The 16,756-nt window shown below is 70.2% G+C and carries 17 protein-coding genes; 11 read left to right on the top strand and 6 right to left on the bottom strand.

Features of this window, described 5'->3' with window-relative positions:
- Positions 1–122: 122 nt before the first annotated feature.
- Genes ACZ4WS_RS08710 through ACZ4WS_RS08695 form a run of 4 tightly spaced genes read left to right on the top strand, consistent with a single transcriptional unit; the run spans position 123 to position 6,586 of the window.
- On the top strand, positions 123–941 hold the full coding sequence (locus ACZ4WS_RS08710; RefSeq protein WP_467978503.1) for a glycosyltransferase family 2 protein: 819 nt from the start codon (positions 123–125) through the stop codon (positions 939–941).
- The gene (locus ACZ4WS_RS08705; protein WP_467978501.1) at positions 938–1,951 is read left to right on the top strand and encodes a glycosyltransferase family 2 protein; all 1,014 of its coding nucleotides are present in this window, start codon (positions 938–940) and stop codon (positions 1,949–1,951) included. The genes ACZ4WS_RS08710 and ACZ4WS_RS08705 overlap by 4 nt, the downstream gene beginning before the upstream one ends.
- Complete coding sequence (locus tag ACZ4WS_RS08700; RefSeq protein WP_467978499.1) at positions 1,948–2,745, top strand: polysaccharide deacetylase family protein; 798 nt, start codon at positions 1,948–1,950, stop codon at positions 2,743–2,745. The genes ACZ4WS_RS08705 and ACZ4WS_RS08700 overlap by 4 nt, the downstream gene beginning before the upstream one ends.
- A complete protein-coding gene (locus tag ACZ4WS_RS08695; RefSeq protein ID WP_467978498.1) occupies positions 2,738–6,586 on the top strand; it encodes a lipopolysaccharide biosynthesis protein in 3,849 nt (1,282 codons plus the stop codon). Before ACZ4WS_RS08700 ends, ACZ4WS_RS08695 begins: the two co-directional genes overlap by 8 nt.
- A 37-nt stretch (positions 6,587–6,623) precedes the next feature.
- Here the strand turns inward: ACZ4WS_RS08695 and ACZ4WS_RS08690 are convergent, their stop codons facing one another.
- Complete coding sequence (locus ACZ4WS_RS08690; RefSeq protein WP_467979250.1) at positions 6,624–8,045, bottom strand: GH39 family glycosyl hydrolase; 1,422 nt, start codon at positions 8,043–8,045, stop codon at positions 6,624–6,626.
- 167 nt (positions 8,046–8,212) lie between these two features.
- Between ACZ4WS_RS08690 and ACZ4WS_RS08685 the strand changes: the two genes are divergently transcribed.
- Both ACZ4WS_RS08685 and ACZ4WS_RS08680 read left to right on the top strand, forming a co-directional pair.
- A complete protein-coding gene (locus tag ACZ4WS_RS08685; RefSeq protein ID WP_467978496.1) occupies positions 8,213–9,307 on the top strand; it encodes a DUF5925 domain-containing protein in 1,095 nt (364 codons plus the stop codon).
- Between the two features lie 34 nt (positions 9,308–9,341).
- Positions 9,342–10,112 carry a DUF72 domain-containing protein gene (locus ACZ4WS_RS08680; RefSeq protein ID WP_467978494.1) on the top strand — a complete coding sequence of 257 codons (771 nt, stop codon included), beginning with the start codon at positions 9,342–9,344 and terminating at the stop codon, positions 10,110–10,112.
- A gap of 125 nt (positions 10,113–10,237) precedes the next feature.
- Here the strand turns inward: ACZ4WS_RS08680 and ACZ4WS_RS08675 are convergent, their stop codons facing one another.
- Entirely contained in the window at positions 10,238–10,606 is a 369-nt protein-coding gene (locus ACZ4WS_RS08675; RefSeq protein ID WP_467978493.1) for a GntR family transcriptional regulator, read from the bottom strand.
- Positions 10,607–10,677: 71 nt separating this feature from the next.
- Here ACZ4WS_RS08675 and ACZ4WS_RS08670 point away from each other — a divergent pair, with 71 nt between their 5' ends.
- Entirely contained in the window at positions 10,678–11,607 is a 930-nt protein-coding gene (locus tag ACZ4WS_RS08670) for a GNAT family N-acetyltransferase (RefSeq protein WP_467978491.1), read from the top strand.
- A complete protein-coding gene (locus tag ACZ4WS_RS08665; protein ID WP_467979248.1) occupies positions 11,588–12,097 on the top strand; it encodes a ribonuclease FAU-1 family protein in 510 nt (169 codons plus the stop codon). Before ACZ4WS_RS08670 ends, ACZ4WS_RS08665 begins: the two co-directional genes overlap by 20 nt.
- On the opposite strand, the gene ACZ4WS_RS08660 is transcribed toward ACZ4WS_RS08665, so the two are convergent.
- The gene (locus tag ACZ4WS_RS08660; RefSeq protein WP_467978490.1) at positions 12,094–12,744 is read right to left on the bottom strand and encodes a class I SAM-dependent methyltransferase; all 651 of its coding nucleotides are present in this window, start codon (positions 12,742–12,744) and stop codon (positions 12,094–12,096) included. The genes ACZ4WS_RS08665 and ACZ4WS_RS08660 overlap by 4 nt on opposite strands.
- A gap of 157 nt (positions 12,745–12,901) precedes the next feature.
- Between ACZ4WS_RS08660 and ACZ4WS_RS08655 the strand changes: the two genes are divergently transcribed.
- Positions 12,902–13,036, top strand: coding sequence for a hypothetical protein (locus ACZ4WS_RS08655; protein WP_467978488.1), 135 nt, complete (start codon positions 12,902–12,904; stop codon positions 13,034–13,036).
- A gap of 46 nt (positions 13,037–13,082) precedes the next feature.
- Here the strand turns inward: ACZ4WS_RS08655 and ACZ4WS_RS08650 are convergent, their stop codons facing one another.
- Complete coding sequence (locus ACZ4WS_RS08650; RefSeq protein WP_467978486.1) at positions 13,083–13,544, bottom strand: GNAT family N-acetyltransferase; 462 nt, start codon at positions 13,542–13,544, stop codon at positions 13,083–13,085.
- Between the two features lie 169 nt (positions 13,545–13,713).
- On the opposite strand from ACZ4WS_RS08650, the gene ACZ4WS_RS08645 reads away from it, so the two are divergent.
- Positions 13,714–14,745: a lytic polysaccharide monooxygenase auxiliary activity family 9 protein gene (locus ACZ4WS_RS08645; protein WP_467978484.1), complete on the top strand. Its 1,032-nt coding sequence runs from the start codon at positions 13,714–13,716 to the stop codon at positions 14,743–14,745.
- 58 nt (positions 14,746–14,803) lie between these two features.
- Here ACZ4WS_RS08645 and ACZ4WS_RS08640 read toward each other — a convergent pair whose 3' ends face one another.
- Together ACZ4WS_RS08640 and ACZ4WS_RS08635 are read right to left on the bottom strand one after the other, a co-directional pair.
- The gene (locus ACZ4WS_RS08640) at positions 14,804–15,664 is read right to left on the bottom strand and encodes an esterase/lipase family protein (protein ID WP_467978483.1); all 861 of its coding nucleotides are present in this window, start codon (positions 15,662–15,664) and stop codon (positions 14,804–14,806) included.
- 171 nt (positions 15,665–15,835) lie between these two features.
- Complete coding sequence (locus ACZ4WS_RS08635; protein ID WP_467978481.1) at positions 15,836–16,279, bottom strand: MarR family winged helix-turn-helix transcriptional regulator; 444 nt, start codon at positions 16,277–16,279, stop codon at positions 15,836–15,838.
- Between the two features lie 94 nt (positions 16,280–16,373).
- Between ACZ4WS_RS08635 and ACZ4WS_RS08630 the strand changes: the two genes are divergently transcribed.
- Positions 16,374–16,748: a cupin domain-containing protein gene (locus ACZ4WS_RS08630; protein WP_467978479.1), complete on the top strand. Its 375-nt coding sequence runs from the start codon at positions 16,374–16,376 to the stop codon at positions 16,746–16,748.
- Positions 16,749–16,756: the final 8 nt, after the last annotated feature.

Raw genomic sequence — 16,756 nt, 5'->3', positions numbered from 1 at the left:
CTCACCCGGCATGCACGGAGATCAATTCCGTCATGCCGTAAGTGAGAACCCCCCTTTCGAACCGGTCACAGACCCGGACCGCCCAGGGGCGGGCGGTCCTCCGGACGAGAGGGACCAGACTCATGAGCTCAGTCCTGCGCCCAGCAGTTTCGGGCCAAGATCCGTTAATGCCGAGCAAATACCGGCCGATCTCCTCTCACCTGGCCATTGCGCCTCCGGTGAGCGTCGTGATTCCCGCCATGAATGAGGCGGAGAATCTCCCGTACGTCTTCAAGACCCTTCCCGAGTGGATTCACGAAGTGGTTCTCGTCGACGGCAATTCCACCGACAACACCGTCGAAGTGGCCCGTGAGCTGTGGCCGGACGTCAAGGTCGTCGAGCAGCACGGAAAGGGCAAGGGGGATGCCCTGATCACCGGATTCGAGGCGTGCACCGGCGACATCATCGTGATGGTCGACGCGGACGGCTCGGCCGACGGCAACGAGATCGTGTCGTACGTCTCCGCGCTGGTGTCCGGGGCGGACTTCGCCAAGGGCTCCCGCTTCGCCAACGGCGGCGGCACGTCCGACATGACGCCGATCCGCAAGCTCGGCAACCGGGTGCTGTGCGCGGTCGTCAACGCCAAGTTCGGCGCCCGCTACACCGACCTCTGCTACGGATACAACGCGTTCTGGCGGCACTGCCTCGACAAGATCGAGCTCGACTGCACGGGCTTCGAGGTCGAGACCCTGATGAACATCCGGGTGGTCAAGGCAGGCCTCAAGGTGCAGGAGATACCCAGTCACGAATACCTCCGCATCCACGGCACGAGCAATCTGCGCGCCGTGCGGGACGGGTTCCGGGTGCTCAGGGTGATCCTGGGTGAGCGTTCGAACCGGCGCGCGCTGCGCCGCAGGCCGCACGCCGCCCAGCTCAACTCGGGTCAGGGAGAGGTGTCTTGAGCAGACTGGCCTTCTCCGTGGTGGTCTGCGTCTACACCGAGGACCGCTGGGAGGACATCCTCGCGGCGGTCTCCTCCGTGCGGGCGCAGTCCCTGCCCGCCCTGGAGACGCTCCTGGTCGTGGACCACAACGCCACGCTTCTGGAGCGGCTGACCAGGGAGTACAAGGAGTCCGGCGCGGTGCGGGTGCTCGCCAACGCGGGCCCCCGCGGTCTGTCCGCGGGCCGCAACACCGGGATCGCCGCCTCGCGGGGCGAGATCATCGCGTTCCTCGACGACGACGCCGTGGCCGAGCGTGACTGGCTGCGGCACTTCGCCGCGGGGTACGCGGACCCGCGGGTCATGGCCGTCGGCGGCCGTACGATGCCGATCTGGGCGTCGGGCCACCGCCCGGCCTGGTTCCCCGAGGAGTTCGACTGGGTGGTGGGCTGCACGTACAAGGGGCTGCCGCCGGGCCGGGTCCAGGTCCGCAACGTCCTCGGCGGAAACGCTTCCTTCCGTCGTACGGCGTTCGACGCGGCGGGCGGCTTCGCGACCGGCATCGGCCGCGACGGCGACAAACGCCCGCTGGGCTGTGAGGAGACGGAGCTGTGCATCCGCCTCACCCGCGCCCGACCGGACGCGATCCTGCTGATCGACGACAGGGCGGTCATCCACCACCGGGTCCCCGAGGCGCGCGAGCACTTCGGGTACTTCCGCACGCGCGCGTACGCGGAAGGGCTGTCCAAGGCCCTGGTGGCCCGAAGTGTCGGCTCGGACAAGGGACTTGAGTCGGAGCGCCGGTACGCGACCCGTGTCCTGCCCGCCGGAGTGCTGCGCGGACTGCGGGACGCGGCGCTGGCCCGGCCGGGCGGCGCGGGCCGCGCGGGCGCCATCGTCGCCGGGGTTCTGACGGCGGCGGGCGGGTACGTACTCGGGAGCGTCCGGGCACGCAGGGGCGGCGCCGTGTTTTCGGTGGTCTCCGTCGTGGAGATCGAGGGGGTCCCGGGCGACGAGGGGGCGGCAGCATGAGCGAACCCGTGCCGATTCTCATGTACCACTCGATCGCGACCGCGCCCAACGACGCGACCCGCGAACTGTCCGTGGCGCCCGAGGCGTTCGCGGAGCAGCTGGCGCTGCTCGGTGACCTGGGGTTCACGCCGGTCAACACGGCGCAGTTGGCGGCGGGTTGGCGCTCAGGCGGCCCGCTGCCCGAGCGGCCCGTCCTCATCACCTTCGACGACGGCTACGAGGGCGTGCACCGGCACGGCCTGCCCGTGCTCGCCAAGCACGGCTTCGCCTCCACGCTGTTCGTCTCGACGGGGTGGATCAGGGGCGCGTACGACACCGGGGGCGGCCTCGACGCCATGCTCGACTGGGATCAGGTGCGCAGGCTCGCCGAGGAGCAGGTGGAGATCGGCGGGCACAGTCATACGCACCCGCAGCTGGACCAGCTGTCCGACGACGCGCTCTGGTTCGAGCTGCTGCGCTGCAAGGAGATCGTCGCCGACGAACTGGGCACCCGCCCCGCCTCGTTCGCGTACCCGTACGGCTATTCCAGCCGCCGGGTGCGCCGTGCGGTGCGCGAGGCGGGGTTCGCCCAGTCGCTCGCCGTCGGCAACGGCCTGGCGCGCCGCCGCCAGGGCCCGTACGCCCTGCAACGCGTGACCGTGCGCCGCAGCACCGGTATCGAGGAGTTCGAGCGGCTGGTCGAAGGCCGCGCGATCGCCCGCAACTTCGCCAGGGACCGCGCCCTCACCAAGGGGTACGCCGTGGTCCGAAGAGCACGACAGGTCCGCCGGAAGGCCATCCGTTCCCGTGTCTGACACGACGACCACAGCCCAGGCTTCATCGCCCACGACCGAGGCGCCCGAGCAGCAGTCGGGACGCCGCCTTCGCCTGCCCGGCAGGGGCCGCAAGGGTGCCGGAGGGGGCAACCAGCTGTTCCGCAACGCCTACGCCCTGATGCTCAACACCGGGATCTCCGCGGTGCTCGGGCTCGGCTACTGGCTGGTCGCCGCCCGCTACTACTCCGAGTCGGCGGTCGGCCAGGGCTCCGCCGCCATCGCCGCGATGAAGCTCCTCGCGGGCCTCACCGCGGTGACGCTGACGGGCGCCCTGGCCCGCTTCATCCCCGTCGCGGGGCGCGCCACCGGACGCCTCATCTTCCGTACGTACGCGGGCAGTTCGGTGGTCGTGGCGCTGGCCGCCGTGGCCTTTCTGCTCACCCTGAACCTGTGGGGGCCCTCGTACCGCTTCCTGCACGGACCGCTCAACGGCCTCGGCTTCATCCTGGCGGTCGTCGCCTGGTCGCTGCTGACGCTGCAGGACGGCGTACTGACCGGGCTGCGCAGCGCGCTGTGGGTGCCGGTGGGCAACACCGTGTTCTCCGCGGTGAAGCTGGTGCTGCTCATCGGTCTCGCCGCCGCGATCCCGACGACGGGCGTCTTCGTCTCCTGGGTCGCCGCGATCGCGATGTCGGTGGTGCCGCTCGGGCTGCTGGTCTTCCGGCGTCTGGTCCCACGGCATGTGAAGGCGACCGAGAACCGCGCGCACCCGCCCACGCTCAAGGAGGTCGGACGCTTCCTCGCGGGCGACTACACCGGCTCACTGTTCTCGCTCGCCGTGGTCTACCTCGTCCCGGTGATCGTCGCCTCGCAGGTCAGCTCCTCCGACAACGCGTACTTCTACATCACCACCACCATCGGCGGCACGGTCAACCTGCTCGCCATCAACATGGGCGCCTCACTGACCGTCGAGGGCTCGCACGACCCGGCACGCCTGGCCGCCAACACGCGCGCCGCGCTCAAGCGCATGGCGCGGATCATGCTGCCGGTGGGCGGGCTGCTGTTCCTCGGCGCGCCGTTCATCCTGCATGTCTTCGGTGACGGGTACGCGCACGCGGCGACGCCGCTGCTGCGCTGGTTCGCCGTCGGCGCGCTGCTGCGGGTCGTCATGGAGACGTACTTCGCGGTCCTGCGCGCCCAGAGCCGCACCTCCGGACTCGCCTATCTGCAAGGCCTGCTGTGCCTCCTCGTCCTCGGCCTGACGGTGATCCTGCTCCCCCGCATGGGCCTGACCGGCGCGGGCGTCGCCGAGATCTCCAGCCTCGCGGTGATCGTCACGATCGCCGCGCCCAAGCTGTACAAGATCGTGCGGACCGCGCCGCCCGCGGAGATGCCCGCGGACGCGGCACCGGACGGGGACCTCGCCGACCTGGGGGCGCGCGAGGTCCCCGCGTCGAAGGTCCGCGAGCCGCGGCGCGGGCCCGCCTGGGCCCTCGACTCGGACACCCTCGCTCTCGGCGTCCACGTCGACTTCGACCATCAGGAGCGCAGGCCGGACGTACGGCCGGGACCGGGGACCCCGCCCACCGGCACGCCCAAGGCGCGGCCGGACCACCGTCCGACGTGGGCGCTGAGGCCGCAGCTGCCCCCGGTGGGGCTGCCCGTCGAGGCCCGGGAGCCGGGTTCGGAGGCGTCACTGGGTCCGTCCGAGGCCCCGGAGATCGACGCCCCCTTCGCACCGGACGGTCCGGACAGCGCCCCGTCAGGGGTGCGGGGCGTGACATCAAGCGGCTCCGGCGCGGGGGCGCGACCAGCCACGGACGCCCCGCAGCCGACCATCGACACACCCCTCGGGGAACGCCTACGGCACCCGTCCAAACCCGGCCTGATCCTCGGCTGCCTGCTCTTCTCCGCACTACTCCTGTACTGGGTCCCCGCACTCGGCCTCAACGACGGCTCCCTCGACCGCATGGGCGGCCTGGGACTGATCTCGGTCCTGCCGCTGCCCACCCTCGTCGGCGCCGCCCTGCTGATCGCGGTCTTCGCCTCGCTCCTCTGGACGGCCCGCGAACACAAGGGACTCCTGCTCGTCACCCTGCTCGCCACCGTGGTCTCGCTGCACGCGCTCCCCGCGGTGATCGAGACCGAACCGCGGTTCGCGACGGCCTGGCAGCACCTCGGATTCCTGGACTACATCGACCGGACCGGGTCCGCCGTGCCCGACCTGGACGCGCGCTGGAGCTGGCCGGGCTTCTTCGCGGCCGCCGCGTTCATCGCGAAGGCCTGCGGGGTCACCGACCTCACCGAGGTCATCCGCTGGTGGCCGCTGGCCATCCAACTCCTCTATCTGGCACCGATGTTCCTGCTGGTGCGCTCGATGCGGGCGAGCTGGCGGGCCAAGTGGACCGGCATCTGGATCTTCACGCTGAGCGGCTGGGTCGGCCAGGACTACTTCTCCCCGCAGGGCTTCACGTATCTGCTCTACCTCGTCTTCGTGGCGATCCTGCTCGTCTGGTTCCGGGCGCCGCGCGTGCTGTGGGCGAAGGCGCGCCCGGGTGAGGCGGAGGTCGAGCCGACCGACCGGCGTCAGCGGGCCGTGCTGCTGATGGTCCTGACAGGGCTGTTCGCGGCGACCGTCCCGGCGCACCAGCTCACGCCGTTCGTGATGCTCGGCGTCCTCGCGGTCCTGGTCCTCATCGGCCGTTCGGAACTGCGCGGTCTGCCCATCCTGTTCGCCGTCCTGGTCTCCGTCTGGATCGGCTTCATGGCCGAGCCGTACTGGTCGGGGCACTTCAACGACCTCTTCGGCGGGGTCGGCGGCGTCGGCAGCAATGTGTCGACCTCGGTCTCCGGCCGTATCCAGGGCGGGAGTTCGACCCACAAACTCGTCCTCTACACACGCGTGCTGCTCGCCGGCGGCGTGATGGCCTTCGCCTGCTGGGGCTGGTGGCGACGGCGCGACCACAAGTACCGAGAGCGCTCGCTGCTCGTCCTCACCTTCGTGCCGTTCCTGGGCTTCGGCATGCAGTCGTACGGCGGCGAAATGGCCCTGCGCGTCTTCATGTTCGCCCTTCCGGGCGCGGCCCTGCTCGCCGGACTCGCCCTCTTCCCGCGCACCGGCGTCACCGCGAAGGAGCGGGAGAAGGACCGGGTGAGCCTCGCCCCGCTCGCGGCCCTCATGGCGGGCCTGCTGCTCATGGGCGGCTTCCTGGTGGCCCGCTGGGGCAACGAGCCCTTCGAGCGGATCAGGCCGGGCGAGGTCACGGCCATGAACTACGTGTACGAGCACGACGATCCGACCGTACGGCTGCTGTGGCTGAGCAACGACACGCTCGACAACGTGACGCCCGCGATGCCGTGGGGCGCCAAGGACATGGAGAAGGTGCAGTACGTGCCCACGCTGGCGCCCGCCGACCCGGTCCTGGTGTCCGGGCTCGTCAAGGCGCTCAAGGACGCGGGCCCGAACTCGTACCTGATGATCAACCGCAGCCAGGTCGTCTACCTCCAGCTGGACGTGGGCTATTCGGCGACCTGGGAGTCGCGGCTGATCCGCAACCTCGACGACCGGCAGGACCTGAAGAAGGCCCTCGTCAACGACGACGTGACGATGTACGCGCTGCGCAAACAGCCCGAGGGCAAGGTCCCGAAGGCCGATCCGGGGCCGATCGGGCCGCAGGTGACGTGGACGCCGTGGTCGGTCGTCGGTGGTCTCGCGGCGATCGCACTCATCGTGCTGCTGACGGTGCGGGAGGCCGTACGGGTCGCGGTGCGGCCGAGTGTGCGGCAACTGCGGTGGCTGCAGAGCAGCTTCTGGTTCTCACTGCCGCTGCTGGCGGTGCTGCTGGCTTCGCTGGTGCAGCGGTTCCTGACCATGAAGTAGGTGACCGTGAAGTAGGACGCGTACGAGGTGAAGTGGCTTACCTGGTAAGCCACTTCACCTCGTACGCCGCCATCTCGAACCGCTTGCCGTCCACCTTGGCGCTGATGGAGCGGTCCAGGGTGTTCACCACGAGGACGGCCTTGTCGGTGGCGAGGACGCGGACGTTGGGCACGTCGTCCTGGGCGACGGACACCGTCGCGTACGTGGTGCCGGGCGGGAACGCCGCGCTGAACCGGGAGACGAGATCGAGCATGGGCATTTTCGCGCCCCCGTCGGCGCTGTCGGTCGGCGTCCACAGGCAGCCCGCGCAGTCGGAGCCCTTCTCCTCCTCCGGATTCCAGTAGAAGCCGGAGGTGGCGCCGCCGCGGGCCATCGCGATCAGGCCGGCGGCCTGGACGGCGACGCGGTGGGACTCGGACCAGCCCTTGCGGTCGTCGTTGCCGTCGGCCGGTTCGACGTAGTACTCGGCCCACCACAGCGGCAGGTCGTGCGTCTGGCGACGCACCCACTGGCTGACGGCCGTGAGCTTGTCGGTGGCCGCGAACTCGTTGGGCAGCATGTCGTCGTCGTTGGTGTAACTGGAACCGTCCACGACGACGAAGTCGGCGCCCACCTTGTTCTTGTTCCAGTAGTCGAAGGCGTCCAGGACCCGCTGGTCCATGGCGCCCCAGGTGCCCTTCACGGTCGTGGACGCGTTGTCCGTCTGGCGTGGGTCGAAGCTGTCCATGACGAGGTAGGGCCCGCCCACCATGATGTCCTTGTCGACCTTCTTCAGCGCCTTGTAGACCAGGTTGTAGAGCTCGGTGTAGCCCTCGTAGTCCCAGCGGGCCTTGGAGTCGTTCCAGAAGCCCTTGAACTCGTTCCAGACGATGAAGTGCCGTACGTCCGGATAGCGCTTGGCGACGGTCGCGGCGAGCGCGGCGAAGTCCTTGTAGTGGGCGCGGTCCGGGGCGGTCTCCAGCGCGGCCTGGCTCCAGTCGGTGTTGTCCGCGCCGGACTTGCCGCCCTTCATCCAGTCCGGGGAGCAGCACAGGGTGACGATCGGGGTGCCGCCGGACTTGCGGATGAAGTCGATACGGCGGTCCATCTCGGAGAAGTCGTAACGCCCCTTGGACGGTTCGGGGTTGCCCGCGCCCCAGCCCATGATGTGCTGGTTCTGTGGCAGCGACTGCTTCTCCAGCAGCCCCTGGACGCGTGCGGTGGCGGCGTCGGGGCCCTCGTCGGCGCTGAACTGGGTGTGGGTGAAGCCCCAGCCCACCTCCGGCTGCGGGGTGTCGGGCGGGGTGACCGGTGTGCCGTGCACCTTGTCCCCGTCGCGGGTCGTACCCGCGGTGCTTCCGGCGTCTCCGGGCAGGGTGTTGAGCAAGGTCACCACCAGGGCCAGAGCAGCCACGCCCACGCCGAGCAGCGCGGTGAGCCGCCACCGCCGTGCCCCCGAATTCCACCCATGACGTCCCATCATGGGCAACAGTAACGGCGGGGATCGGCCAGAGGACAGAGCCCGTAGCACCACAGCCCTGTAACAGGACGGAGGGGATACACCGGAAGCGGTGGACGACAGCCGACACACAGGACGCACTGCGGAAACCGGGTGCACGGGGCGCCCGCGTGACAGATCATGGCGGCATGTCTGCGAACCCACACGACGCTCTGCCGATCCGGCTCAACGTCGACGACAGCGACTCTCCGTCGGACGTCGTCGACGCGCTGTTCCTCGGCCGCTTCGCGACGGGCGAGCAGCCTCACTCGCACGCGGCGAACATCGACCGCGTACGGTCCGGGGCGACGCTGCTTCCGCCGGGCGCCCGCGTGCTGCGCTCCGCCCGCGACGACGACCGCAGCGCGACGCTCGCCGAGGGCGACGGCTGGACGCTGCTGGTGTCCCGCTGGAACCGCGGCGCCGACGTGACGGTCACCGCCACCAGTGCCGAGCTGGCCGAGAAGATCCTCGACCAGGCCACGGACGGCGCGGCCGACGAGCCCGAACCGCAGCCGGAGAACGTGACGATGGGGTTCTGGTACGTGTCCCCGCGCCGCGGCCCGCACCGCACCACCCGCCAGATCTCGGCGGGTACGTGGGAGGAGGTCCGGCCGAACTACACCGCACCGGTCGCGGACGCGATGGACCATCTGATGAAGACGACACCGGAGGACATCGCGGGCCGGCTGCTCCTGCTGCACGGCCCGCCGGGCACGGGCAAGACGTCGGCCCTGCGCACCCTGGCCCGCTCGTGGCGGGACTGGTGCCAGGTGGACTGCGTCCTCGACCCGGAGCGCCTCTTCTCGGACGTCGGCTACCTGATGGACATCGCGATCGGCGAGGAGGACAGCACCGGCAAGGGCCGCTGGCGGCTGCTCCTGCTGGAGGACTGCGACGAACTGATCCGCGGCGAGGCCAAGCACACCGCGGGCCAGGCCCTCTCACGTCTGCTCAATCTCACGGACGGCCTGCTCGGCCAGGGCCGCAACGTCCTCGTGGGCGTCACCACCAACGAAGACCTGGAGCGCCTCCACCCCGCGGTGGTCCGCCCCGGCCGCTGTCTGGCCCGCATCGAGGTCGGCCCGCTGACCCGCCGCGAGGCGGTCAGCTGGCTCGGCACGGAGGAGGGCGTCTCCCGCGAGGGCGCGACCCTGGCCGAGCTGTACGCACTCCGCCGGGGGACGACTCCGACGTCGGTACCGGACCAGCGCGAGGGCGCGGACGCGGGGCTGTACCTGTAGCCCCGGGCGCCCCACCCGGTGCTTTGATGGACATATGACCCTGTTCGTCGGCACGTCGGGGTGGCAGTACAAGGACTGGCGCGGCGTCCTCTACCCGGACGGGCTGCCCCTGCGGCTCTGGCTGGAGGACTACGCGGCACGCTTCGCGACGGTCGAGATCAACAACGCCTTCTACCGGCTGCCGTCGCGGGAGACCTTCGAGGACTGGCGGGAGCGCACTCCGCCGGACTTCGTCGTCGCCGTCAAGGCGAGCCGCTACCTGACCCACATCAAGCGGCTGCGCGACCCACAGGAACCGGTGCACCGGCTGATCAGCCACGCCGCGGGACTCGGCGACCGGCTCGGACCGGTGCTGCTCCAGCTCCCGCCCACGCTGCGCGCCGACCCCGGCCTCCTCGACGACTGCCTCGCCTGCTTCCCGGCCGACGTGCGGATCGCGGTCGAACCGCGCCACGACTCCTGGTGGACGCCGGAAGTGCGCAAGGTGCTGGAGTCACGGGGCGCCGCGCTCTGCTGGGCCGACGTACGGGCCCGGCCGGTGACCCCGCTGTGGCGGACCGCCGACTGGGGTTACGTCCGCTTCCACGAGGGCCGCGCCCACGACTGGCCGCGCTACGGCCGCCAGTCCCTGACGACCTGGCTCCGACGCATCACGGACGCCTGGCCCCACGACCACGAGGTGTACGCGTACTTCAACAACGACGTGAATGCGGCGGCGGTCCGGGACGCGGCGCTGTTCGCCCACGCGGCGTCGGCAGCGGGCCTGACCGTCACACGCGTTCCCGACCGGTTGCCCGGAGGTTGAACATCCCGCCGCGACGGCGCGGTCGGGCGGTGCCGAGCCCACTCCACCCTCCCGGGAGAACGGGAAACCCCTAGGTCCTGTCGTCACATGGTGTCGCGGGGCAGACGGGAATGTGACGACAGGGCCTAGCCCCCGTAAGCCGCCCGCAGGGCATCCCGTACGGCGTCCAGCGCGGCGGCCTCGGTCAGCGCGAGGCGGTGTACGCGCTCGGCGTAGGCCTGCGCGGCCGCGGCGGCCTCGCGCTCGGCGGCCGAGCCGGCGGCAGCCACAAACGTTCCGTTGCGCCCCCGCGTCTCGATCACCCCGTCCGCCTCCAGCGCCCGGTACGCCTTGGCGACCGTATTGGGCGCGAGGCCGAGCGACTCGGCCAGCCCCCGCACCGTGGGGAGCTTGTAGCCGACCGGCAGCGCCCCGGACCGGGCCTGCTCGGAAATCTGGGCGCGCACCTGCTCGTACGGCGCCGCCCCCTCATCGATGTGGATCTTCAGCGTCACGGGGCGATTGTCCCGCACCCACCGGAAAATGAGAGGCACCCGCGCACACCCCCCGCGTAGCGTGCGGCTCCATGACAGTGATCGTTCGCGAACTGCGTCGCGGGAGTCCGGCAGACACCGAGGCCTTCACGCGTATCCGGCACGTGGCCCTACCGTTCATGCTCTACACCCCCGAGTCCATCGCCTACGACGTGGAGCACGCCCACCCCGCCTCCCACTACCAGCCGTTGCTGGCGGAGGAGGACGGCGAGTTCATCGGTACGGCGCAGGTGGGCGTCATCTACGACAGCCCGGACCCCGGCCAGGCGTACATCAACGTCTATGTGCACCCGGAGCGGACGGGCCGCGGCGCGGGCACGCTACTGGTGCGCACCGCCGAGGAGCGCCTCGGCGCCCTGGGCGCGACCAGGCTGCACACCTGGGTGCTGGACGCGCCCGCGAACCGCGCCTTCGCGGAGAAGCACGGCTACCGCGCCGCCCGCACCGCGCACTTCCTCCGCCTCGACCTGGCGAACGGCGCGCTGCCCCCGCTCGCGGAGCCGCCCGCGGGCGTCGAACTGCGCACCGCCGCGGACTTCGCCGACGATCCGCGCCCGCTGTTCGACTTGGACGCGGAGACGCTGCTGGACGAACCGAGCGACGTCGACCGCGAGTTCACGGACTACGAGGCGTGGCTGGAGGAGACCTGGAACCACCCCCTCCTCAGCCGTGAGCTGACCTCGGTCGCGGTCGTCGACGGCCGCCCCGCCGCGTTCAGCGCCGCCCGCACCGACGGCGGCACCCGCTACGGCACCGTGATGACCGGCACCGCCCGCGCCTTCCGGGGCCGCGGCCTCGCCAAGCTGGCCAAGAACGACTCCCTGCACCGTGCCCGCGCCGCCGGCTTCACGGAGGCGTTCACCGGCAACGACAGCGGCAACGGCCCGATGCTGGCGATCAACAAGTGGTTCGGCTACGAGATCTGTGCGACAGAGGTGAAGTATCTCCGTGAACTCGACTGACGCTTCCCGCTCCTTGGATGTCGTCCAGGTCGTCCTCGTCAAGTACGGTCGTACGAAGATCCGTTACCCCGCCGAGCTGCTCGACGACGACGGCACCCGGGTCACCGTACGCGCGCCGTGGGCGGGCGACAGCGTCCGCGATTTCGGCTTCGTACGCTTCGAGCCGGGAGACATCTTCACCGAGTACTACTGGCGGGACCGCTGGTACGCGGTGAAGGAGGTCCGCGACGCCGAGGGCGCACTGAAGGGCTGGTACTGCGACATCACCCGCCCGGCCACCGTCTCCGGCGGTGAACTGATCGTCGAGGATCTCGACCTGGACCTGTGGCGCTCGGCCGACGGCCGAACCGTACTGCGCCTGGACGAGGACGAGTTCGCGGCGAGCGGCCTGTCGGCCACCGACCCGGCGGCCGCGACCGCCGCCGAGAACGCCCTGGACGAACTCGAACGCCGGGCCCGCGAGGGCGACTTCGAGAACCTGCTGGCCTAGAGGCCGTCGTCCTGTACGGCGGCCACCACCGCGTACCGCTCGTCCTCGACCTCTCTGCCCCACAGCCGGGCGTCGCCGGACAGCGGTTCCACGTGGATGTCGGCGGCGAAGGGCTTCAGGAGGGCGGTCAGCCGGTCGGCGGACAGACCGACCGGGCTCACCGTCCCCCACACGCCCTCCACGAGGACGAGCCGTCCGCCGGGACGGAGCAGCCCGCGCCAGTGCCGCAGGACGCGCTCGGGGTCGGGCAGCGCCCACAGCACATGGCGGCAGAGCAGCACGTCGAACCGCTGCTCGCCGACGGGCGGTGCCGCCGCGTCACCGAGGAGGAACACCGCGTCACGGCCTGCCAGCTTGGCGCGGGCGAGGTCGATCATGGGCGGCGAGAGGTCGACCCCGGTGACCCGGTGCCCCCGCTCGGACGCGAGGAGTGACAGGCTGCCGGTGCCGCAGCCCAGGTCGAGGACGTCGGACGCCCGCTCCGGCAGCCATGTCCGCAGCCGGGCCGCCCAGGCCGCCCTGACGGCGGGGTCGCGCAGGCCGTGGTCCGGCTCGTCGTCGAAGCCGGCGGCCTCGGCGTCCCAGTCGACGTCCGCGCCCGGATTCATTCCGCTGTCATCCGACTTCATACCGCTGTTACTCGTCATGTGCCCCAGGGTGACACCCACCACTGACAGTCATTCGTGACAACTGACAGTCGAATCGTGACAGCCGCCACAGACAGATCCCAACCGATGAGGAACTCTCCACGAAAGGGTCTACCTCCGTACAACCGCGGATTCCGGTAGACACAAGGAGGCAGCCATGCGCCGTGTGACCGTGCAGAAGCCCCTGAGGAAGTCGGACTCCCGCCGCGTACGGGAGGAGGCCGACGAGCGTCCGGCCGAGCGCCCGGAGGTCCGAAAGGACATCCACCGCACCTGGTGGCCGGACGGGTGAGCCGCCCCGGCCGCGCGCCCCTGAAATCCCCCGGGTACGAGAACCGTCAGGCAAGTCGCTTGCGGTAGTGGATGCGGTCGTAGGGGCCTTCCACACGACGCTCCACGACCTCGTACCCGTACTTCGGGTAGAGCTTCTGGTTCTCCCACATCATCGCGTTCGTCAGGAGCCTGACCTCGGGCAGTCCGAGCGCCCGCGCGTGCGCGTCCACGAACGTCAGCAGCCGCCGCCCGATGCCCTTGCCATGGGCGTCGGGGTGGACGGCGATGGTGTCGAGGTACAGATGGTCCTCGTGCTCCTCGACCACCACGAGCCCGGTCACCGGCTCCCCCGTGACGAACACCCGCCCCGCCGCCACGTTCGCCGCGTGGTCCGCCTCCATGGGCACCGGCACCAGCCCGATGCGCTCGATGTACGGGTGGAACGCCGCGTCGATCACGGCCTTCACCGCGGACACGTCGGAAGCGACGGCCGACCGCGTCCCGAACTCCTCAGATGTGTCTGTCATGGCCGCAACGCTACCTACCTGATCGCAGCCTGAGCACTCCCTTAACGCGGCCATAAAGATCTCCATCACCCGCCTCCAGCAGGCGATTTCACGGTTTCTTGGGGCTAGCTTGCTGATCGCCCCCACGGGTTCGCCGCACGCCTCCAGGACCGTTTCGAGGAGTTCCCCCATGACCGCCCTGACCGCCCTTCCCGCTCGCCGCAAGGCCGCCGCGATCGCGGCCCTCGGTGTCGCCCCGCTCGCCCTGACCGGGCTCGCCGCCGCGCCCGCCTCGGCGCACGGTTCGATGGGGGATCCGGTCAGCCGGGTCTCGCAGTGCTATGCGGAGGGTCCCGAGAGCCCCAAGTCGGCCGCCTGCAAGGCGGTCGTCGCGGCCGGCGGCACGCAGGCGCTCTACGACTGGAACGGCGTGCGCATCGGGGACGCGAACGGACAGCACCAGACGCTGATCCCGGACGGCAAGCTGTGCAGCGCGAACAACGACGAGTTCAAGGGCCTGGACCTGGCCCGCGACGACTGGCCGGCCACGAGCGTGAGCAGCGGCTCGTACACCTTCAAGTACCGCGTGACCGCCCCGCACAAGGGCACCTTCAAGGTCTACATCACCAAGGCAGGTTACGACCCGTCCCAGCCGCTGGCCTGGGACGACCTGGACCTCCAGAACCCGGTCGCCACGGTCACCGACCCGACCGCGTCGGGCGGCTTCTACACGTTCTCCGGGACCCTCCCGCAGCGCTCCGGCAAGCAGCTGCTGTACGCGATCTGGCAGCGGTCGGACAGCCCGGAGGCCTTCTACTCCTGCTCGGACGTCGCGTACGGCGGAAGCGGAAGCAGCGGCGACAGCGGCAGTAGCAGCAGCGGTACGACGAGCAGTTCCTCCCCGGCTCCGAGCGCCTCCGCGCCCTCCGAGGAGCAGATAGCGGACGGTGCCGACAAGTCGACCGTCGAGCACCACGGCCACGGTGACAACGACGCCGGCACGTCGGCGGAACCCACCGCGGCCACCGGTTCCGACGCCACCGAGAGCCCCGCCAACCAGCCGGAGGCCGCCGGCTCCTCGGAGAACCTCGCCGAGACCGGTGGCGACGACAGCACCCCGTACCTCGCGGTCGGCGGCGCGGCCGCCCTGGCCCTCGGCGCGGCGGCCCTGTTCGCCTCGGTCCGCCGCCGCGCGGTGAACGGCGGCCGGCACAGCCGCTGACGCACCTGACTCCGGGGTCCGACCGGCGGCTCAGGCCGGTCGGACCCCGGCCGCGCGTTCAGCTGAACACGGAAGCACAGGTGGTCGTGGTGGCGTGCGCCGGGTCGAGGGCGTTCGCCACCTCGTGGTAGGCGATGCGGTCGAGGATGCCGATCGCCACGTGCTCGGAGAGGTCGACCGAACACAGGTTCTGGAGAAGGACGTTGTGGACGTCGGATCCGGTGAGGAACTGCGAGCTGTACGGCGTGACCACCTCGTCGTACTTGGTGGCGATGACCGTGTAGTGGACGCCCGCGACGGTGTCACCGCCCGCGTTGAGCTTGGCCAGGAACGCGGATCCGGCGACCTGGTCGGCGAGGCCCGGGGTCGCCGCGGACAGCAGGTCCTCGGCGCCGGGGAAGTACGGCAGCAGGTTGGCAAGGCCGCTGAGGGTGGTGCCGTGGTTGTCGGGCGCGAGGCCGACGAGGGCGTTCACCTTGGCGGCTCCGCCGAGGAACTTGAGGTAGTAGCGGGGCATCATGCCGCCCTGCGAGTGGCCGACGAGGTCCGCCTTGGCGGCGTCGGTCGACGCGAGCACCTTGTCGACGAAGACCTGGAGCTGCTCGGCCGACTTGTCGATGGGGCCGAGGCCGTTGAAGAGCGGGACACCGGGCAGTTGCCCGTAGTCGAGGGAGTAGACGCAGTAACCGCGGTTCACCAGGTAGGGCGCGAGGGCCAGCCAGTTGTCGACGGAGTTCCCGAAGGTGCCGTGGACGAGGACGACGGGGCGGGGATGGGCGGCGGACGGCTTGCAGGAGTAGTTGTTCCAGCCACTGCTGGGGGCGGAATCAGCTCGGGCGGTGGCAGCGGGGACGACGGCGACCGCGGCGGTCAGCAGCAGCGCGGTCAGGGGTCTGAGCAGGCGCTTCCAGGGCAGCATCGTGTGATCTCCTTGCGGCTCAAGGGAGTTGCGACGGCGTACGCCCTGTGATCCGGATCACGAGGATGCTGTTCACTCGTCAAGTTACGGACGAGTAGTGCAAGTGTGAAGTTACGTGTCAGTAAAAACTTCCAGTGGTAGTCGATGGCGCTGACACGTACTGATGAATCATCACCAGGCGGGCCTGATGGGACCGTAGGGCGCAATGCGCATCAAACGATCACGCAACACGCGCACTTCACCCTCCCCCAGCAGTTCGACCCACGCCTGCACGGCCTCGGCGGCCGCCTCCTCCGCGGCCCGCGTACAGGCCCAGCCGCGTTCGGTCAGCACAACGAGCCGGGCGCGCGCGTCGTCGGGGTGCGGGCGGCGCTCGGCGTACCCCTTGCGGACCAGTTCGTCGACGAGCTGACTGGCCGCCTGCTTGGTGAACCCCAGATGGGCGGCGAGGTCGGTGACCGTCGCGCCGTCCGGTGCGAGCCGGGCGAACGCGAAGCCGTACGCGGGCCGCCCCTCGAACCCGCGGGCGACGACACCGGCGTTGATGCGTTGGGTCAGGTCACCCGCGGCGGCGAGCAGGGCGGCGGTCAGGGTCATGGCCTCGGAGTTCTGCACGGAGGCATTGAAACACCCTTGACGGATTGGTCAAGCAGCTTGACCATAGGTCCATACAGTCAAGCTACTTGACCATCAGTCACCGGAGGCACCCATGCCCGTCATCCGCGCGTCCGAATCCGTGACCCACGAGATCCACGGCGCCCGTTTCGTCTCGTACGCCACTCCCCGCACCGGCAGCAAGGAGCTGTGCGCCTGGCGGGGTGAGATCCCGGCGGGTACCAAGGCCCCTGCCCACACCGTCAACCGCGAGGAGATCCTCCATCTGCTCGACGGCGAACTGCTGATCACGCTCGACGGCCGCACCGAACGGGTCACCGCGGGCGACACGCTGATCATCAACCCCGGAGCGACGTTCGCCGCCGAGAACCCGACCGATCGGACCACGGTCACCTGGGTCACCACCTCCATCGGCCTCCAGGCGGAGCTGGCCGACGGCTCGGTCATCACCGCGCCGTGGGCCAACTGACCTGGTCA

It is taken from the genome of Streptomyces sp. NPDC029292, assembly GCF_055569295.1.
Note: the sequence above shows the minus strand (reverse complement) of the source record. Positions and strands in the feature narration are given on the sequence as shown.